The organism is Nocardiopsis oceani, assembly GCF_054777395.1.
In genome coordinates, this window is sequence record NZ_BAAHAR010000051.1 from 23,738 (window position 1) to 39,108 (window position 15,371).

A 15,371-nucleotide genomic window follows, 5' to 3' on the forward strand; every position below is an offset into this window, starting at 1 on the left:
CGGGCGAGCCCATCGATCAGCGGACCCAACATGAGCCTGGCCAGCACGACTCCATGGAGGAGCACGACGGGCGCCGCCGTTTCGGCCGTCTTACTGCTCCGTGGACAGGGAGGCCAGCCGCTGTTGCGGACGGCCCTGCGCCGAGGCCGCGAGCGCTATGACGATCTCCCCGGCATGCGGAGCGTCCGGCAGCCGCACCTCCACTGTCTGGTGGTGGGACCGGATCGTGGCATCGGTGATGTGCTTCAGCGGAATGTCGAAGACGATCCCGGCGGGTCCTCTCTTCTCCACGGCCGGAAGAAGGGTCGTCGCGGACGTCGCCTTGCGGAAGTGGTCGCCGAACTTCAGGGTGTGGATCAGGGCGGAGCCGTGCTCGATCTCCCCGTCCAGGCCGACGACCGCACCCTTGCCGTAGGCCTCGACCGGAGCACCGAGAGCATCCACGACCTTGGGCGCCAGCAGAGCCCCGAGGTCGGAGGCGGTGGCATCGATCCCCTCCTGCAGGTCCTCGACGAAGCCCTGGCCTCGCCAGGGGTTGTCGATCACCGCAGCGACCACGGCTACGCGCGCCGCGGGGCCGACCGGGCGTCCCCCTTCTTGGAGGGTGTCCTCAACGATGGTGAAGGTCTTGCGGGTATGCACGATGTCACTCCTTCGAGGGTGAGGAACTCACCGACGAGGTTGCCGAAGTACGGCGTATTGATCAAGGCTCGGGCCCGTTCTCGACCAGGGTCATGGGTTCGAGCACGGGGTATCCGTGGCTGCCCGAGACACCGGAGCGGACACGGTTGCGTTCGGTGTCGGGGCGCTTCGGTGCGGACCACTGACGGGAAGCGCGCAAGCGCTCCCCATCCGCCCTGGGGGAACGTCTGACGACTCAGCATTGTGCTCGGTACCGGCAGCGTGTTCAGCCGAGCATCCCCTCGCGGATAGCCCGCAGCACGGCATTGGTCCGGTCGCGGGCGCCGAGTTTCACCAAGATGGCGGAGACGTGGTTCTTCACCGTGCCTTGGGCCAAGTGGACCAGTTCGGCGATCTGACGGTTGGTGTATCCCTCGGCCACCAGACGCAGCACTTTGGTCTCACTGTCCGTGAGGCCCTCGACGACGGCCCCGGCGGCGCCGACGGGCGGCGGACCGGACCGGATCGCTCTGACCAGGCGTTCGGTGATGGACGGGCCGATCAGTGTTCCTCCGGAGGCCAGGGACTCCACGGCGTGGGCGAGCTGGTCGACGGTGACGTCCTTGAGGAGGTAGCCCCGGGCTCCGGCTCGCAGGGCATCGAGTACCACGGTGTCGTCGTCGAAGGTGGTCAGCACCAGCGTGGGGATCTCGCTTCCCTGCTCGGACTGCTTCTCGAGGAACCAGAGCCCGTCGTAGACCGGCATCCGCAGATCCAGGAGGACAACGTCGGGGCTGTGCGTGGAGCATGCCTGCTGTGCCTCCGCGCCGTCGGACGCCTCGCTGATCACGTCGATGCCGGCGAGTTCGAGCAGTGAGCGGATTCCCTGGCGGACCAGGGTCTGGTCGTCGACCACCAGAACGCGTGGGGCCGGCCGGCTCATGGTTGCAGCTGCCGATCACGGTTGAGCGGTAGCTGCACCTCCACGGTGAAATGCGGTCTGGTGCTGATGTCCAGGCTCCCGCCGAGCGGCTCCAAGCGCTCCCGCAGGCCGGTCAGGCCGTGTCCGGGGGTGATGCTGTGCGGGGCCGGGCCGTCGTTGGTGCCCTTGAGGGTCAGCGTGCCTTCGTCCAGTTCCACCGTCAGGGCCAGTTCGGATGCCTCGGCGTGCTTGACGGTGTTGGTGATGATCTCCTGGGCCGCGCGTACCAGAGCGGCGGAGACGTCCTCGTCGGGCTGCACCCCGGCGCCGACCTCGACGTGGATCTCCAGTCTGGGCACCGCCCCGGCCAACCGCTGGAGGCTCTGTTGCAGGTCGCCCGGTCCGGCCCCGCGCAGTTCGCCGACCGTGCTGCGCACATCGGCCAGCAGGTCCTTGGCCACGGACCCGGCGCGCTCCACGTGCTCACGGGCGGCAGCGCCATCGCGGTGCTTGGCGGCCTCCAGTTCCAGGTTGAGCACCGTGAGCTGGTGTCCCATGAGGTCGTGCAGCTCCCGGGAGATGCGCAGCCGTTCGGCGGATGCTGCGGAGCCCTCCAACCGCACTCCCGCGGCCACCAGTTCCAGGTTCTTCTGCTCCAAGGTGGTGCGCAGCTGGCTCTCCCGCCATGACAGGTAGGTGCTGAAGACCGTGGCCAGATGGATGATCAGGTAGAAGCTCGCGACTACCACGGCTGTGACCAGGTCGGCACTGCTGACCCACGTGTGCCCGAAGACCACCAGGCAGTTCAGCAGCACGACGCCCAGCACCCACCGCATCGGCATCAGGTAGCTGCCCACGGCAGCGACCACGATCATCAGAATGACCGTCATTCCGCCGCCGAACGCCGTTACCCCCAGCAACCAGGAGGTCAGCACGGCGGCGGCATAGAGCAGCAGCTGCCCGGCGCGGCTGGGCAGTTCACTGGCGGACAGGCACGTGGAGGCACACCACACCACGAGTAGGCCGGCCCACGCTGGGACGGGAATGATGGGGTCGTCAATGACCAGGGTGAGCACCCCGATGACCAGGCTGAGCCCCATGACCGCGAACCCGGCGAAGGCCTCGGCACGGCGCACCTTGCGGGGAGCAACCGCGGAGACCGGGGCGCTGCGGGGATGATCCTCCATAGCGGTCAAGGGTACTGAGAGCCCGGGGGGACCGTAGGTGCCGAAAGTCATGGGCGAGGTGATGACCGCCGGCACATACCTGCCGCGACCGGGCGCAGAAGACTGATCAGCATGAGAGATCAGACCACACCACTGGCCGTTGATGCCCGGCATCTGGTCAAGCGCTACAAGGGCAAGACAGCGGTCGACGGCGTCTGTCTGCAGATCCCTGTCGGGCAGACCTTCGGCGTCCTCGGATCCAACGGGGCCGGCAAGACCACCACGGTGGAGATGATCGCCGGGCTGCGCAAACCCACCAAGGGCAGTGTGCGGATTCTGGGCTTGGACCCGTTCACCGACCGGGCCCGGGTCCGCCAGGTACTCGGTGTCCAGCTGCAACAGGCCTACCTGCACGATGCCCTGACCGCCCGTGAACTGGTGGACCTCTACCGCAGCTTCTACCCGGACCCCCTGGAGGCCGACCGGGCCCTGGCCATGGTGGAGCTGCAGGAGAAGGCCGAGACCAGGTTCGGCAACCTCTCCGGCGGGCAGATGCAGAGGCTCTCCATCGCCCTGGCGCTGATCGGCCGACCTCAGGCGGTGATCCTCGACGAGCTCACCACCGGATTGGACCCGAAGGCCCGCCGCCGGGTGTGGTCGACGATCGAGTCACTGGAAGAGCAGACGGTGATCCTGGTCAGCCACGCCATGGACGAGGTGGAACGGCTCTGTGACCGGATCGCGATCATCGACGACGGCCAGATCATCGCCCAGGGCACACCGCAGGAGCTGAAAGCACAGGCCGGGGTCGCCACGCTGGAGGACGCCTTCGTGGCGCTGACCGGCAAGGGGCCGCAGGACGACCAGGAAGAGGACCACTGATGGCCACCAGGCCGACGACCACGATCCAAGCCCGCCGACCGGGCCCCCGCGCATGGCTGCGGATGATCCAGGCCGAGGCCAGGATGATCACCCGCGACACCGCTGGACTGATCGTCCCGCTGGGCCTGCCCCTGCTGATCCTGGTGATGCAAGGCATCTCCCTCGACGACCTGGGCCAGGAAGTCGCGCCGGGGGTCACCGTGCTCGACGTGTACGCCCTGCCGGTGGTCGTGACCATGGTGGTGACCACCATCGCCGTGATGAACATGCCCAGCTTCTTGGCGACCTATCGCAAGACCAAGATCCTCCGCCGGCTGGCAGTGACCCCGGCCTCACCCGCGATGGTGCTGGTGGCCCAGATGGTGGTCAGTTTCCTCCAGGTCATCCTGGGCATCGCGCTCGCCTTCGGTGTCGGGGCGCTGTTCTTCAACGCCAATCCGCCGAACGATGTGCTGACGGCCGTGCTGGTGCTGCTGGCCTGCTGCGCGGCCATGTACGCCATCGGCATGATCGTGGCCTCGGTCGCGCCGACGCCCAACTCGGCGGTCGCCGTCGGGCTGACCGCGTTCTTCGGGCTCGCCGCGCTGGGCGGCATGTTCGGCCCTGTGGAGAACCTGCCCGACAAGCTGGCCGAGATCGGTTCCTGGCTGCCCTTCGGAGCCGCCGTCGAAGCGTTCCAGTCCGCGTGGCTGGGCGAGACGGTGGCCTGGGAGAACTGGGTCAGCCTCGGGGCCAGCACCGTGATCGGCGCCGGCGTGGCCGCCGCGCTCTTCCGCTGGGAATGACCCTTGGGCAGGCTCCTCGGCGGCCCTGCACTTCCGCTCGGCGCCTCAGGCCCGACCGGCCTCATCGGGGGTTGGCAGCGCCTCGTCGCCCAGGATCCGGGTCACCCAGCGGGCACCGTGGTGGTGTCCGGGGGCGGAGATGGAGTTGAGGATCTCCGCCGCCCGCGCGGTGTCACCGCGAGCTGCGGCCCCCGCGGCCCGGGCCGCAAAGGCGAACACCTCCCCGTACCAGAAGGCCACCGACCTGGCCAGGGCCAGCGCCGCCTCGATGGCCTGCTCCGCTGCCTCGAAGTCACCGGCGCGGAGGCTGTTCAGAGCGCGGATGGGATACCAGTAGGCGGCTTCACCATCCAGATCGAGGCTCACCGCCAGCCCCAGGGCTTCCTCGGCGATGCTCTCGGCGACAGCGGTGCGGCCCTCGTTCTCCGCTCTCATGTGGAGCACCGACAGCAGCAGGATGAGCCCGTAGGAGTCCCCGCGCTCACGGAGGACGGCCTCCGCGTCATGGCCGCCGGGCAGCCCTTGGGGCGGAACGTCCCAGTGGTCCAGCAGGAACCAGTCCCGCTGGGTCGTGGCGAAGGCCGCTCCATGCAGGTCGCCGTGGTCGACCAGGTAGCCGATAGCTTCGTCGGCAAGCTGCTCTCCGGTGCGGCGGTAGTCCTCCGAGACGATCAGCATGGTGGCGGGGAACCACTGCACCTGCATACGTGCCAGCACCGCCTGGTCGTCGCCGCCGAACGCGTCCAGGGCAGCGGTGATCTCCGCAGACCAGTGGTGCACGTCGTCCCGCTCATCGGCCCTGGCTGCCAGTACCGCCACCTGTTTGTGGGCGTTGTCCCGCGGACCGGGACAGGCTTGGGTTGCCCGCAGCGTCTGGACCAGGCCCCCCACTCTTCCGGTCATCCAGCGGTGCCAGAAGGTCGAGAGGGTCAGTCCGACGGCATTGGCCCCGTCGCCGATGCGCAGCGCTTCGGCATGGGCGTGGTCCAGGTGCGCCTGTTCCTGATCGATCCAGTCCATCCAGTCACGGGCATGCGGTCCGAACAGGAAGCCGCGGGCGCAGTCCGCCAGGGCCCGGTAGTAGGAGAGATGGCGGGACGCGACCCCCGGTCGCTCCGCGGAGTCCTCCAGCTTCTCCGTGGCATAGGTCGCCACTGTCTCCAGCAGCCGGTAGCGCACAGCGGTACCGCCACCGTTCTGGATGTGCACCGTGGAGACCAGGCTGCGGTCCACCAGTCGTGCGAGTGTGGGAAGGACTTCCGCGCGGCGCAGCCGAACACCGCGCAGCCCATGAGCCCGGTGCTCTTCCTGGGCGGCGCCCGGCGGGATCCCGCAATCCGCTGCGTCTGTGCCGGTGGCGTTGTCCGCACAGACCGCCTCGATGGCGTCCAAGGTCCAGCTGGCCGGGTGAACGGCCAGCCTGCGCAGCAGAGCACGTTCGGTCTCGTCCAGGAGCTCCCAGCTCCAGTCGAGCACACCGCGCAGAGTCTGTTGACGGCGCGGGGCGCCCCGTCCAGGCCGAGCGAGCAGATCGAGCCGGTCGGTGATGCGGTCGAGCAGACCCCGCGGTGCCAGGGTGTTCATCCGACCGGCGGCGAGCTCGATGGCCAGCGGCAGCCCGTCCAGGCGGCGGCAGAGCTCCGCGATGATGCCGAGGTCCTGGTCGCTGAGCTGAAGGTGCGGGGCGACCGTACGGGTACGGGCCAGGAACAGCGTCACCGCAGGAGCTCGGCTCCGCTGCACAGCACCGTCCGCTTGGCTCCGCCGCCCGGCACCGTCCTGGGCGGAGGAGCCCTCATCGGCGGGGCCGGTGCTTTCCACCGCGAGCGGTGTCAGCGGGAACCGCTGCTCCTCCGGCAAGCCCAGCGGCTCACGGCTGGTGGCCAGTACACGCACATGCTCGGTCCTGCCGAGCAGCTCCGCGGTGAAGTACGAGACAGCGTCGACCACGTGCTCGCAGTTGTCCAGCACCAGCAGCGCCCTGCGCTCGTCCAGTACCGCGGCCACGCGCGAGAGCAGCGTCTCATGGTCGCCGTAGGCCGCGGGCAGCTTGAGCAGGGCGACCAACTGCCCGGTGATGGATTCGACGGTCTCGCGCGCAGCCAGGGCGGTGAGATCGGCGAACCACGCCGAACCGACGCCCGTCGTGCCAGCCTCAGGGTTGTCCTGTCGGGTCCGGACGATACCGGCCGCCACGGCCGTGGTCAGGCGGGTCTTGCCGACACCACCGACGCCGAGCACCGTCACCAGGCGCTGGTCGCGCACCAGACTCTCCAGGGCGGCGGACTCGGTTTCCCTCCCGATCAGCGGTGAACCGTGCCGAGGGAGATTCCCGCGCGGGCTCTCTCCGGACGCCGTGGAACCCGGTGCCCCGGACTGTGCCTGTGTCTGGTCACCCGGCCCCGGAGCAGGTGTCAGCTGTGGGTCCTGCCGGAGGATCTTTTGGTGGAGCTCTTGGGTCGCGGCGCTCGGGTCGGCTCCGAGCTCGTCCGCCAGGTGGGTGCGCAGCCTCTCGTAGAGCCGCAGCGACTCCGGGTGTCTGCCGGTCAGGTAGCAGGCACGCATGGCGGCAACCACCAGCGGCTCCCGGGTGGGGTGGTCCTGGAGCAGCGGTCGCAACACCGTGTAGGCGGGTTCGGGGGACCCGGTCTCCAGCAGTGCCGCGGCCTGCAGCTCCACCGCTTGCAGGTGCAGTTCCTCCAGTGCCGCGGTGTCCGCGGAGGCCCACAGTTCGTCGGCGAACTCACCGTAGGGACGACCGCGCCAGAGTTCATGGATGTCGTTGAGGAGGGCCAGCCGCTCGGCAGGCTCGGTGGCCGCCCGCGCCCGGGCGACGCCCCGGCGCAGCACGTCGGCATCGGTCTCCACCCCCGACACAGGGCCCTCGGTCTCACGGTGACCGGCGACAAGCCGGTATCCGCCCGGCTCACGGACCAGAATCCCGCGCCCGCCTCCACCCGCGCTTTCGAGCAGGTTCCGCAGCTGGGAAAGCTTGGACTGCAGCACGCGCGCCGGATTGGCCGGCAGCGCCGCACCCCAGACCTGGTCGAGGAGCGTCTGCGGGGACACCGACTTGCCGTCGGCAGCGGACAGGGCTGCCAGCAGGGCACGGACCTTCCGCTCGGGCACCTCGACCACATCTCCGGCGTGGTCCCGGAGCCGTACAGGTCCCAGCACCTCAATCCTCATGGGGCGATTCTAGGGCTCGGGTCACTCCTGCACGCCTGCGGTCGGGAGCACGTGCACAAGGTCCAGGTCATGGCCCCGAGGAAGCCCTGGAGACACGGGACCCGCACCCCGGAGCTCCGCCGGAGCCTTTCCGGAGACGCCGCGGTCCACGATCAGTGGTGAAAGGTTCTCCGACCAGTCAGGAGCAGCGATCATGCCCACCACCGAGACCCCCACCCTGGCCGTGGTCATCGGCAGTATCCGCCCCGACCGCTTCGGCCCCACCGTGGCCCGCTGGTTCACCGCAGAAGCCCGGAGGCACGGAGCCTTCGACATCGACCTCATCGACCTGGCCGACTACGAGCTCCCGGTAGAACTCGCCGGCAACGATTACAGCGTCACGCCTCCTGAGGACGTCGTCCGGCTCGGCAGCAGGCTGGCGAAGGCCGATGCCTTCACGCTCATCACCCCGGTCTACAACCGCAGCTACCCGGCCTCGCTGAAGACCGCGATCGACTGGTTCTACAGCGAGTGGGTGCTCCGCCCGGTCTCCTTCATCTCCTACGGCGGGATCACCGGCGGACTGACCGCCGTGGAACACCTGCGCGGGATCTTCCCGGAGTTCCCCGCCATCGCCACCAAGAGCTTCATCTCCCTGGCCAACTTCGAGAAGACCTTCGACTACGACGGGCGCCCCGTGGACTCCGCCGGTCTGCGCACACCGGCCACCGCGGTGCTGGATGAGCTCGCTTGGTGGGCTCCCATGCTGCGCGAGGCCCGAAAGACGCGCCCCTACCCGGGTCTGGATTTCGAGCTACCGGCCAGTGGCGAGAGCCACGCCAGTAGTGAGAGCCACGCCAGCGCGACCACCCACAAGGTACTCGGATAGCACACCGAGAGCCGACCGGATCGGGATCACCCGATGCGTAGCCAGAGCGAGATTCAAGGAACTCCGATGTCTGCCGCACCCACCGCCGAGCGGGCCACGAAGAAGCAATGGGCCGGGCTCATCCTGCTGGTACTGCCGATGCTGATGGTCGCCTCCGACCTGACAGTGCTGTTTCTGGCACTACCCGCCCTCAGCGCGGATCTGGAACCCAGCGCCTCCCAGGGACTATGGATCACCCACATCTACGGGTTCGTCATCGCCAGCCTACTGGTGACGGCAGGACGCCTAGGAGACCGGGCCGGACCCCGGCGGATACTGCTGATCGGGTCTGCCGCCTTCGGTGTCCTCTCCGCCGTCGCGGCGTTCTCGGTCAACGCCGAAATGCTCATCACCGCCCGCGCCCTGCTGGGTGTGGCCGGGGCGACACTGATGCCTTCCCTGTTCTCACTGTTGCGGACCATGTTCGCCGATGAGAGCCAACGCCGGCTGGCCATCGCGATCATGCTCAGCGCATTAACCGTCGGAGGGGCGATCGGCCCCGTCATGGGCGGAGCACTCCTGGAGTTCTTCTGGTGGGGCTCGGTGTTCCTGATCAACGTCCCGTTCATGGTGCTGCTGATGCTGCTTGGCCCCTGGCTGCTGCCCGAACGCGCCGAGCGCAATAGCGCCCGACTGGATCTGCCCAGCGTCGCTCTGTCCGTGGCCGGCATCCTCGCGCTGGTCTACGGCCTACAGGAGCTGGCCGCAGGACAGGAGACCGGGGAGGGGTCGATCCTGTCGAACCTGGCCGTTGCCGCCGCCGGGGTTCTCCTGATGGGGATCTTCGTCCGCCGCCAGCAGCGGCTGGCTTCCCCGCTGTTCGACCTGGACCTGCTGAGGAACCCGCGGATCGGGGCCTCGCTCGGCGCGATGCTGCTGGTCGCCACCGGCGTACTCGGGATGTTCTTCCTCCTCACCCAGTACATGCAGCTCGTGGTGGGGCTCACCCCGTTGCAGGCCGGACTGTGGACGCTTCCCTTCGCCGCGACCAACATCGCCGGAGCGATGCTCGCCCCCCAACTGGCCAGGCGGCTGCGCCCGGCGGTGGTGGTCGCGCTCGGACTCGGCGTCGTCCTGGCCGGGGCAGTACTGATGGCCGCGACCGTCGGCCCCGGCACTCCGCTGCCGATCATCATCGCCGCCATGTCGGTGCTCGGATTCGGGCAAGGTCTGGCCTTCGCCCTGGTCACGGATCTGATCGTCTCCAGCGCGCCGACGGAGAAGACCGGATCCGTCAGCGCGGCACAGGAAGTCAGCGGGGAACTCGGCCACGCCCTCGGAATCGCGGCGGGTGGTGCTGTGGGCACGGTGGTCTACCGTTCCTGGCTGGAGTCGGCGATGCCAGCAGAAGTGCCCGAATCCGCTGCCGATACGGCGCTCTCCAGCCTCCATGGCGGGGTTGCCGCGGCGGAAGGCCTCGGCTCCGGTGGCCCGGCTCTTCTTGGTCCCGTGCACGACGCGATCAGCCTGGGACTGCAAACGTACACGGTCATCGGGGCAGTACTCGTCGGACTCGCCGCACTGCTGGTCAGCGTCGTCCTCGTCATCCGGGACCGCGGACGTCACGACGGCTGCGAAGAGGAGCGGGAACCAGACTCTGCGCAGCACGAACAGGACGCCCTGAGCGGGCATGAGGAGGCATGACCATGTCGAACGAGGACGAGGCCGATGTCGGCCGAAGCGGGGCCGTCGCCGTGCTCGGTACCGGCGCGATGGGCAGTGCGGTCGCCCGGGCGGTGCTGGCTGACGGGCGGTCGACCACGGTCTGGAACCGGACGCCCGCACCGCTGACGGGACCACTGCGCACCCACGCCGCACTGATGGGCGACCTGATCGAAAGCCGGGAGCAGGCCGGTGTCGACGCCGCACCGTTGCGCCAACTCAAGGCATGGATCGACCAGAGCGTCCACAGGGGGCACGGCGAGGACGGCTTCTCGCGCCTGATCGACGAGATCCGGCCCGCACGCCATCGGCCGCGTGATGACGCAGACACCACCGCCGAGCGCCGACCGCACCCGAACAACTGATCTCCGAGAAGCAATGAGGAACACGATGTCACTGACCAGGATCAACCCGCCCCAACTGCACGACCCCACACCTGCGGGATACGCCCACGTCGTCACCGCCCTCTCCGGTGACCTCGTCATGGTCGCCGGCCAAGTCGGCGTCGAGGGAGAACTCACGCCCGGTGGCGAGCTCCTCGACACCGACTTCACCGAGCAGGTCGGGGGTGCGCTCGCCAACCTCCGCATCGCCTTGCGGGCGGCAGGCCTGGACTTCGCTGCCGTGGCCCAGACGACCAGCTACGTCGTCGGCCTCGATCCCGACCGGGCACGGATCGTCCGGGAGGCATCGCGGCGGGCGTGGGCCGACCACCTGCCGGCGCACTCGCTCATCGGTGTGGCCGCGCTGGGCGCACCCCAGGTGCTGTTCGAGATCGAAGCCATCGCGGCGAGGAGTTGAGCATCATGTCGTTGGAACGCGCTAGTCATGGCACCGACCCCGCTATCCCGGTGGGCACCCACGTCACCCGGGTGACACGTCCCGATGGTGCGCTGGTGTTCATCGGACCGCTTACCGGCGTCGATGAGAACGGCGCCCCCGCGGGCCCGGACCTGGCCACCCAACTCCAGCAGCTCTGGCGCAATCGCGACGCCGCCCTGCGTGCCGTGGGCGCCGGGCCCGAGCACATCGTCCGGATCGTCGGATGCGCCGCCGAAGGAGTCGACCTGTCCCCCGTGTGGGATCTCGACCCTTTGAGCACCGATGCCCTGGCGGGCGGAGCCTTGCTCATCGCCGAGGCCCTGGAACATCCCGACCTGCTCTACCAAGAAGCCGTCACCGCCGTCACACCGCCACAGACCTAGGACCGCTGACGGGCGGGAGCAGAATGCCGATTCCTGAGAGAAGGGGTGCGGAGCACCATGTCACTGACCAGGATCAACCCGACCGGGCTGTTCGATCCCACACCCTACGGATACACCCACGTCATCACCGCGCTCTCCGGTGACCTCGTGGTGGTCGCAGGGCAGGCTTCGGTCAATACGGCAGCCGGGGGAGAGTTCCTCGACACCGACTTCACCGAGCAGGTCGAGGACGCGCTCGCCAGCGTCCGCATCGCACTGCAGGCAGTGGACCTGAACTTCGCTTACGTGATCCAGGCCACCAGCTACGTCGTCGGCTTCCAACCCGAACGCGCGCGAATCGTCAGGGAGGCATCGCTGCGGGCGTGGGGTGACCACCCGCCGGCGCACTCGATCGTCGGTGTCGCCGGGCTGGCGGCACCCGAGGGACTCTTCGAGATCGAAGCCCTTGCGGCAAGGAGCTGAGTACTCATGGCCGTTGAAGACGCCCACCGTTGCTCCGTGCAGTCATCGGCGCCCGGGCAGCAGCCGGCCAGCGCTCTCTGACCTGCTCTCTGCTGGAATCAGCCGTCCTCGTTGCGCTCTTGTCGCAGACGATCGTGGGGTTGGGAGACCGAGTCAACAGTGCGGGTGCCGCGGCTGGTGCCGGTCCTGGCATGGTTGAGCGGACTGCCGTATGCGGTGCTGTTGGGCCGCGCCAACCATGCCGACCCCGCGGAGGTCTTGCTCCGCCACTTCATCCGCCGGACACGCCCTAGAACTCGTGGTCCCGGACAGGCCGGTCGTGACCCGTGGTCGTCAGAACCGCTCCGTCGGCTGGCAGACGCAGCTGCCACTCCGCGGGTGTACGCACCGCCCTGTCCACGACCGCTTCGACCGCCAGCATCGCCGGAGTGGGGTGGACCGCCCACGTGTCCAGGTATATCGGCCGGTCACCGGCGACCTCGATCGCGACCCAGGGCCAGGGGTAGACGAAACGCGCGGCGGTCGCCTCGGTGATGAGGATGCCGTCAGCCTGAGTGCTGGCGGCCATCAGTCCGACGTGTTCACCGAACTGCCGGAAGCGCCAGTCGATGGTCACACCTGCCGCCTGACTGACCTTCTCGAGAACACTGATCTGCCCCGACACCTCCCAAGAGGTATGCGCCAGGATTCGGGCACCGTCCAGATCCGTCAGCGTCCGCGCGGACCGGAACCGGTGCCGCCCCGGTCTCAGGGCCACGCCGAGCGTCTGCCGCAGCACGTGGGTGCTGCGGTAACCGGAAGGGGTGTGGTGCATGAAGGCCAGGTCGAGTCTGGACCGGCCGAGCGCCCGCTCCTGCTCCGGGCTGGACAGGTCCACGAGGTCGAGTTCCACATTGGGGTATTCCTCGCGGAGCCCGGTCAGCACGCCGAGAAACCATGTCGAGGGCAGACCGGGCGGCAAGCCCACCCGCACGAACTCCTTGCCCTCGAAGGCGGCCTCGACGACCTCGGGGACCCGTGCGATCTCGGCCGACACCCTTTGGTAGTGGCGCAGCAGCCCCTCCCCCGCCGGTGTCGTGCGGACGCCGTTCGCGCTACGCCGCAACAGGCTGACGCCCAGCTCCTTCTCCAAGGTCCGAATCTGGCGGCTGACGGAGGGCTGACTCGTACCGAGCCGGGTCGCCGCCCGCGAGATCGAACCGGTTTCGGCAGCGGCTGCGAAATAGGCGAGATGTCGGATCTCCATCAGACGATGCTATGCCCTCAAAGCATGGCCCCACCAGAATCCGGCAGTTCCTGGATAGCTTTCCGGATGTCAACATCAGGAAACACAGACGTAACAAGGACGCCACCTGCACGGGACGACCGGTGACGCCGGGACCAGGACCTCATCACACGGGCTCCGCGTAGCCCAGCAACCGAGGAGGACACACGTGGAAGAGTTCGATGTGGCAGTCATCGGCGGCGGAGCAGCCGGGATCGCGGCCGCTGTGGGCGCGGCGAGGTCGGGGGCGCGCGTGTGCCTGATCGAGCGCTACGGGTTCCTCGGCGGCGCTGCCACCGCCAGCTCGGTCCTCACGCACTGCGGCTTCTTCGACCAGAACGGCGAGCAGGTGGTACGCGGGGTAGGGCAGAGCGTCCTGGACAGGCTCGCCGCCCAGGACCTTTACCGGACCCACACGGTGGCGGCAACGGGCAACAAGGTCGTCCTCCTGGACCTGGAGACGATGAAGCGGGTATACGACGAGATCGTCCTCGAGGCGGGAGTCTCCCTCTACCTGCACTCCTTCCTGGTCAGTGCTGAGGCGCCTGACGGATCGATCGAATCCGTCACGCTCGCCCACCGGGGCGGCGTACGGACCATCACCGCCACCAGCTTCGTGGACGCCAGCGGGGACGGTGTGCTCATCAAGGCGGCGGAGGCCGAAGAGCTCCTCTCACCGCCCCGTGAGCGCCAAGCCTCCACCTTGGTCATGCGGGTCGGCGGTGTGCACAAGGACCACGCCGACGGTGTCTCCGCCAGGATGGCGCAGGCCGTCGAGCGCTACGCCGAGACCACGGGCGTACACCTGCCCCGCACCTCGGGGATCGCCGTGCGCATGCCCGTGGTCGGCGACGTCATGATGCTGGTCGCGGACCAGCACGTCGACATCATGGACGTCGGGGCGTTGACCTCGGCCGAGGTCAACGCCCGTGCCGACGCCTGGCACTACGTCCGCGCCTTTCGCGAGTTCCTGCCCGGTTGGGAGGACGCCTACCTGCTGACCACCGGTCCGCAGATCGGCATCAGGGAGACCAGGCGCCTGGCCGGCCGCGATGTCGTCGCAGCCGACGACGTGGTCTCCGGGCGCAAGCGGCCCGAGGACGCGATCGCACGCTGCGGATGGCCGATGGAGGAGCACGTGGCGCGCGGCCGGACCGACTACACCAGAATCGCCGGGGGCGGCTGGTACCACCTGCCCTACGGCTCCGTCACTTCGCGCTCGACGGACAACCTGTGGGCCGGAGGGAGGCTGACCAGCTGTGACCAGAGCTCGTTCGCGTCGCTACGGGTCATGGGAACCTCCTTCGGAACGGGTCACGCCGCCGGTGTCGCCGCCGCCGTCACCGCTGACCGCGGCAAAGAAGACGTGGCAGCCGTGCGCGCCGAGCTGGCTGGGCAGGGGGCGCTGACGTGACTGGACACCCCACCGACAGCGGGCTCCGAACAGGCCGATCGGACGGCTCGCACGGTGCCGTCGTCATCACGGGTGCGGCCGGAGCACTGGCCTCCGACATCACCGACGGGATCGCGGCGGCCGGGTGGACGGTACGGGCCTTGGACCTGCGGCCCGTGGCAGCACGCGCTGGCGTCGAACCGGTCACCGCCGACATCCGTGACGCGGAGGCGATCGCTCCGGCCCTGGCCGGAGCTACCGCTGTGGTCCATCTGGCCGGGATCCCCCTGGAAGACGACTGGGACCGGCTGCTCGCCGTCAACATCGACGGCACCTATCGAGTACTCGAAGCCGCGCGAGCAGCGGGCGTGCGCCGAGTGGTGCTGGCCAGCTCCATCCACGCCGCGGGCTTCCAACCCGTACCCGTGGACGGCTTCATCGAGGACGACGTCTCCATCCGGCCTGACACGCTCTACGGGATGAGCAAAGCTGCGCTCGAAGCGCTGGGGTCCCTGTACGGCGACCGCTACGGGATGGAGGTGGTCGCCCTGCGCATCGCCTCTCGTCAGTCAGCTCCCACGACACGCCGAACGCTCAGCACCTGGCTCTCCCCCGCCGACGCCACAGCGCTGGTACTGGCAGCCCTCAGTGGGCCGGCACCGGGGTTCCGCACCGTCTGGGGGGTATCAGGCAACACAAGCGGATACCTCTCGCGCGTCGGAGGAGAGGAGTTGGGATTCCGGGCCGCTGACGACAGCGAGGCCGCGCGCGCCCAGGTGGAATCGGTTCCGGAGGAGGCGGATCCGTCCGCCCCGTGGCTCCACCTCCTGGGCGGGGAGTTCTGCTCGCGCCGTCCGCCACGCGTGGACGGCCAGCGAGCCGATGGTGCCAGTTCAGAAAGGAGCTCGTGACC

The 15,371-nt window shown here is 68.7% G+C and carries 16 protein-coding genes; 10 read left to right on the forward strand and 6 right to left on the reverse strand.

Features of this window, described 5'->3' with window-relative positions:
- Window positions 1–90 precede the first annotated feature (90 nt).
- The 4 genes from ACYVDG_RS26870 to ACYVDG_RS26885 form a co-directional block, all read right to left on the reverse strand.
- Entirely contained in the window at window positions 91–642 is a 552-nt protein-coding gene (locus ACYVDG_RS26870) for an amino acid synthesis family protein (protein ID WP_460759702.1), read from the reverse strand.
- 61 nt (window positions 643–703) lie between these two features.
- Window positions 704–841, reverse strand: a complete 138-nt coding sequence (locus tag ACYVDG_RS26875) for a hypothetical protein (protein WP_460759707.1) — start codon at window positions 839–841, stop codon at window positions 704–706.
- 66 nt (window positions 842–907) lie between these two features.
- The gene (locus tag ACYVDG_RS26880) at window positions 908–1,564 is read right to left on the reverse strand and encodes a response regulator (RefSeq protein ID WP_460759710.1); all 657 of its coding nucleotides are present in this window, start codon (window positions 1,562–1,564) and stop codon (window positions 908–910) included.
- Window positions 1,561–2,730 (reverse strand): sensor histidine kinase, encoded by a 1,170-nt coding sequence (locus ACYVDG_RS26885; protein WP_460759713.1) that lies wholly within the window; start codon window positions 2,728–2,730, stop codon window positions 1,561–1,563. The genes ACYVDG_RS26880 and ACYVDG_RS26885 overlap by 4 nt, the downstream gene beginning before the upstream one ends.
- 111 nt (window positions 2,731–2,841) lie before the next feature.
- Here ACYVDG_RS26885 and ACYVDG_RS26890 point away from each other — a divergent pair, with 111 nt between their 5' ends.
- Window positions 2,842–3,591 (forward strand): ABC transporter ATP-binding protein, encoded by a 750-nt coding sequence (locus ACYVDG_RS26890; RefSeq protein ID WP_460759716.1) that lies wholly within the window; start codon window positions 2,842–2,844, stop codon window positions 3,589–3,591.
- Window positions 3,591–4,376 (forward strand): ABC transporter permease, encoded by a 786-nt coding sequence (locus ACYVDG_RS26895; RefSeq protein ID WP_460759719.1) that lies wholly within the window; start codon window positions 3,591–3,593, stop codon window positions 4,374–4,376. The genes ACYVDG_RS26890 and ACYVDG_RS26895 overlap by 1 nt, the downstream gene beginning before the upstream one ends.
- Window positions 4,377–4,421: 45 nt before the next feature.
- Here ACYVDG_RS26895 and ACYVDG_RS26900 read toward each other — a convergent pair whose 3' ends face one another.
- Window positions 4,422–7,565 carry an AfsR/SARP family transcriptional regulator gene (locus tag ACYVDG_RS26900; protein ID WP_460759723.1) on the reverse strand — a complete coding sequence of 1,048 codons (3,144 nt, stop codon included), beginning with the start codon at window positions 7,563–7,565 and terminating at the stop codon, window positions 4,422–4,424.
- Window positions 7,566–7,758: 193 nt separating this feature from the next.
- On the opposite strand from ACYVDG_RS26900, the gene ACYVDG_RS26905 reads away from it, so the two are divergent.
- The 6 genes from ACYVDG_RS26905 to ACYVDG_RS26930 all read left to right on the forward strand — a co-directional run bounded on the left by ACYVDG_RS26905 (window position 7,759) and on the right by ACYVDG_RS26930 (window position 11,801).
- Window positions 7,759–8,433: an NADPH-dependent FMN reductase gene (locus ACYVDG_RS26905; RefSeq protein WP_460759729.1), complete on the forward strand. Its 675-nt coding sequence runs from the start codon at window positions 7,759–7,761 to the stop codon at window positions 8,431–8,433.
- Between the two features lie 66 nt (window positions 8,434–8,499).
- Window positions 8,500–10,116, forward strand: coding sequence for an MFS transporter (locus tag ACYVDG_RS26910; RefSeq protein ID WP_460759736.1), 1,617 nt, complete (start codon window positions 8,500–8,502; stop codon window positions 10,114–10,116).
- Window positions 10,113–10,499, forward strand: coding sequence for an imine reductase family protein (locus ACYVDG_RS26915; protein ID WP_460759741.1), 387 nt, complete (start codon window positions 10,113–10,115; stop codon window positions 10,497–10,499). Before ACYVDG_RS26910 ends, ACYVDG_RS26915 begins: the two co-directional genes overlap by 4 nt.
- 25 nt (window positions 10,500–10,524) lie before the next feature.
- Window positions 10,525–10,935: a RidA family protein gene (locus ACYVDG_RS26920; protein WP_460759746.1), complete on the forward strand. Its 411-nt coding sequence runs from the start codon at window positions 10,525–10,527 to the stop codon at window positions 10,933–10,935.
- Window positions 10,936–10,940: 5 nt separating this feature from the next.
- Window positions 10,941–11,339 (forward strand): hypothetical protein, encoded by a 399-nt coding sequence (locus ACYVDG_RS26925; RefSeq protein WP_460759750.1) that lies wholly within the window; start codon window positions 10,941–10,943, stop codon window positions 11,337–11,339.
- Between the two features lie 57 nt (window positions 11,340–11,396).
- Window positions 11,397–11,801 (forward strand): RidA family protein, encoded by a 405-nt coding sequence (locus tag ACYVDG_RS26930; protein ID WP_460759753.1) that lies wholly within the window; start codon window positions 11,397–11,399, stop codon window positions 11,799–11,801.
- 289 nt (window positions 11,802–12,090) lie between these two features.
- Here the strand turns inward: ACYVDG_RS26930 and ACYVDG_RS26935 are convergent, their stop codons facing one another.
- Window positions 12,091–13,047: a LysR family transcriptional regulator gene (locus ACYVDG_RS26935; RefSeq protein WP_460759758.1), complete on the reverse strand. Its 957-nt coding sequence runs from the start codon at window positions 13,045–13,047 to the stop codon at window positions 12,091–12,093.
- Between the two features lie 187 nt (window positions 13,048–13,234).
- Here ACYVDG_RS26935 and ACYVDG_RS26940 point away from each other — a divergent pair, with 187 nt between their 5' ends.
- Together ACYVDG_RS26940 and ACYVDG_RS26945 are read left to right on the forward strand one after the other, a co-directional pair.
- Window positions 13,235–14,479, forward strand: coding sequence for an FAD-dependent oxidoreductase (locus tag ACYVDG_RS26940; protein WP_460759763.1), 1,245 nt, complete (start codon window positions 13,235–13,237; stop codon window positions 14,477–14,479).
- Window positions 14,476–15,369, forward strand: coding sequence for an NAD-dependent epimerase/dehydratase family protein (locus tag ACYVDG_RS26945; protein ID WP_460759768.1), 894 nt, complete (start codon window positions 14,476–14,478; stop codon window positions 15,367–15,369). The genes ACYVDG_RS26940 and ACYVDG_RS26945 overlap by 4 nt, the downstream gene beginning before the upstream one ends.
- Window positions 15,370–15,371: the final 2 nt, after the last annotated feature.

What these genes read in the sequence shown, in the direction of transcription:
- ACYVDG_RS26895 (WP_460759719.1), top strand. Translation starts at nt 3,591, where the DNA reads ATGGCCACCAGGCCGACGACCACGATCCAAGCCCGCCGACCGGGCCCC.
- ACYVDG_RS26925 (WP_460759750.1), top strand. Translation starts at nt 10,941, where the DNA reads ATGTCGTTGGAACGCGCTAGTCATGGCACCGACCCCGCTATCCCGGTG.
- ACYVDG_RS26915 (WP_460759741.1), top strand. Translation starts at nt 10,113, where the DNA reads ATGACCATGTCGAACGAGGACGAGGCCGATGTCGGCCGAAGCGGGGCC.
- ACYVDG_RS26880 (WP_460759710.1), bottom strand. Translation starts at nt 1,564, where the DNA reads ATGAGCCGGCCGGCCCCACGCGTTCTGGTGGTCGACGACCAGACCCTG.
- ACYVDG_RS26920 (WP_460759746.1), top strand. Translation starts at nt 10,525, where the DNA reads ATGTCACTGACCAGGATCAACCCGCCCCAACTGCACGACCCCACACCT.
- ACYVDG_RS26930 (WP_460759753.1), top strand. Translation starts at nt 11,397, where the DNA reads ATGTCACTGACCAGGATCAACCCGACCGGGCTGTTCGATCCCACACCC.
- ACYVDG_RS26900 (WP_460759723.1), bottom strand. Translation starts at nt 7,565, where the DNA reads ATGAGGATTGAGGTGCTGGGACCTGTACGGCTCCGGGACCACGCCGGA.
- ACYVDG_RS26885 (WP_460759713.1), bottom strand. Translation starts at nt 2,730, where the DNA reads ATGGAGGATCATCCCCGCAGCGCCCCGGTCTCCGCGGTTGCTCCCCGC.
- ACYVDG_RS26890 (WP_460759716.1), top strand. Translation starts at nt 2,842, where the DNA reads ATGAGAGATCAGACCACACCACTGGCCGTTGATGCCCGGCATCTGGTC.
- ACYVDG_RS26935 (WP_460759758.1), bottom strand. Translation starts at nt 13,047, where the DNA reads ATGGAGATCCGACATCTCGCCTATTTCGCAGCCGCTGCCGAAACCGGT.
- ACYVDG_RS26910 (WP_460759736.1), top strand. Translation starts at nt 8,500, where the DNA reads ATGTCTGCCGCACCCACCGCCGAGCGGGCCACGAAGAAGCAATGGGCC.
- ACYVDG_RS26905 (WP_460759729.1), top strand. Translation starts at nt 7,759, where the DNA reads ATGCCCACCACCGAGACCCCCACCCTGGCCGTGGTCATCGGCAGTATC.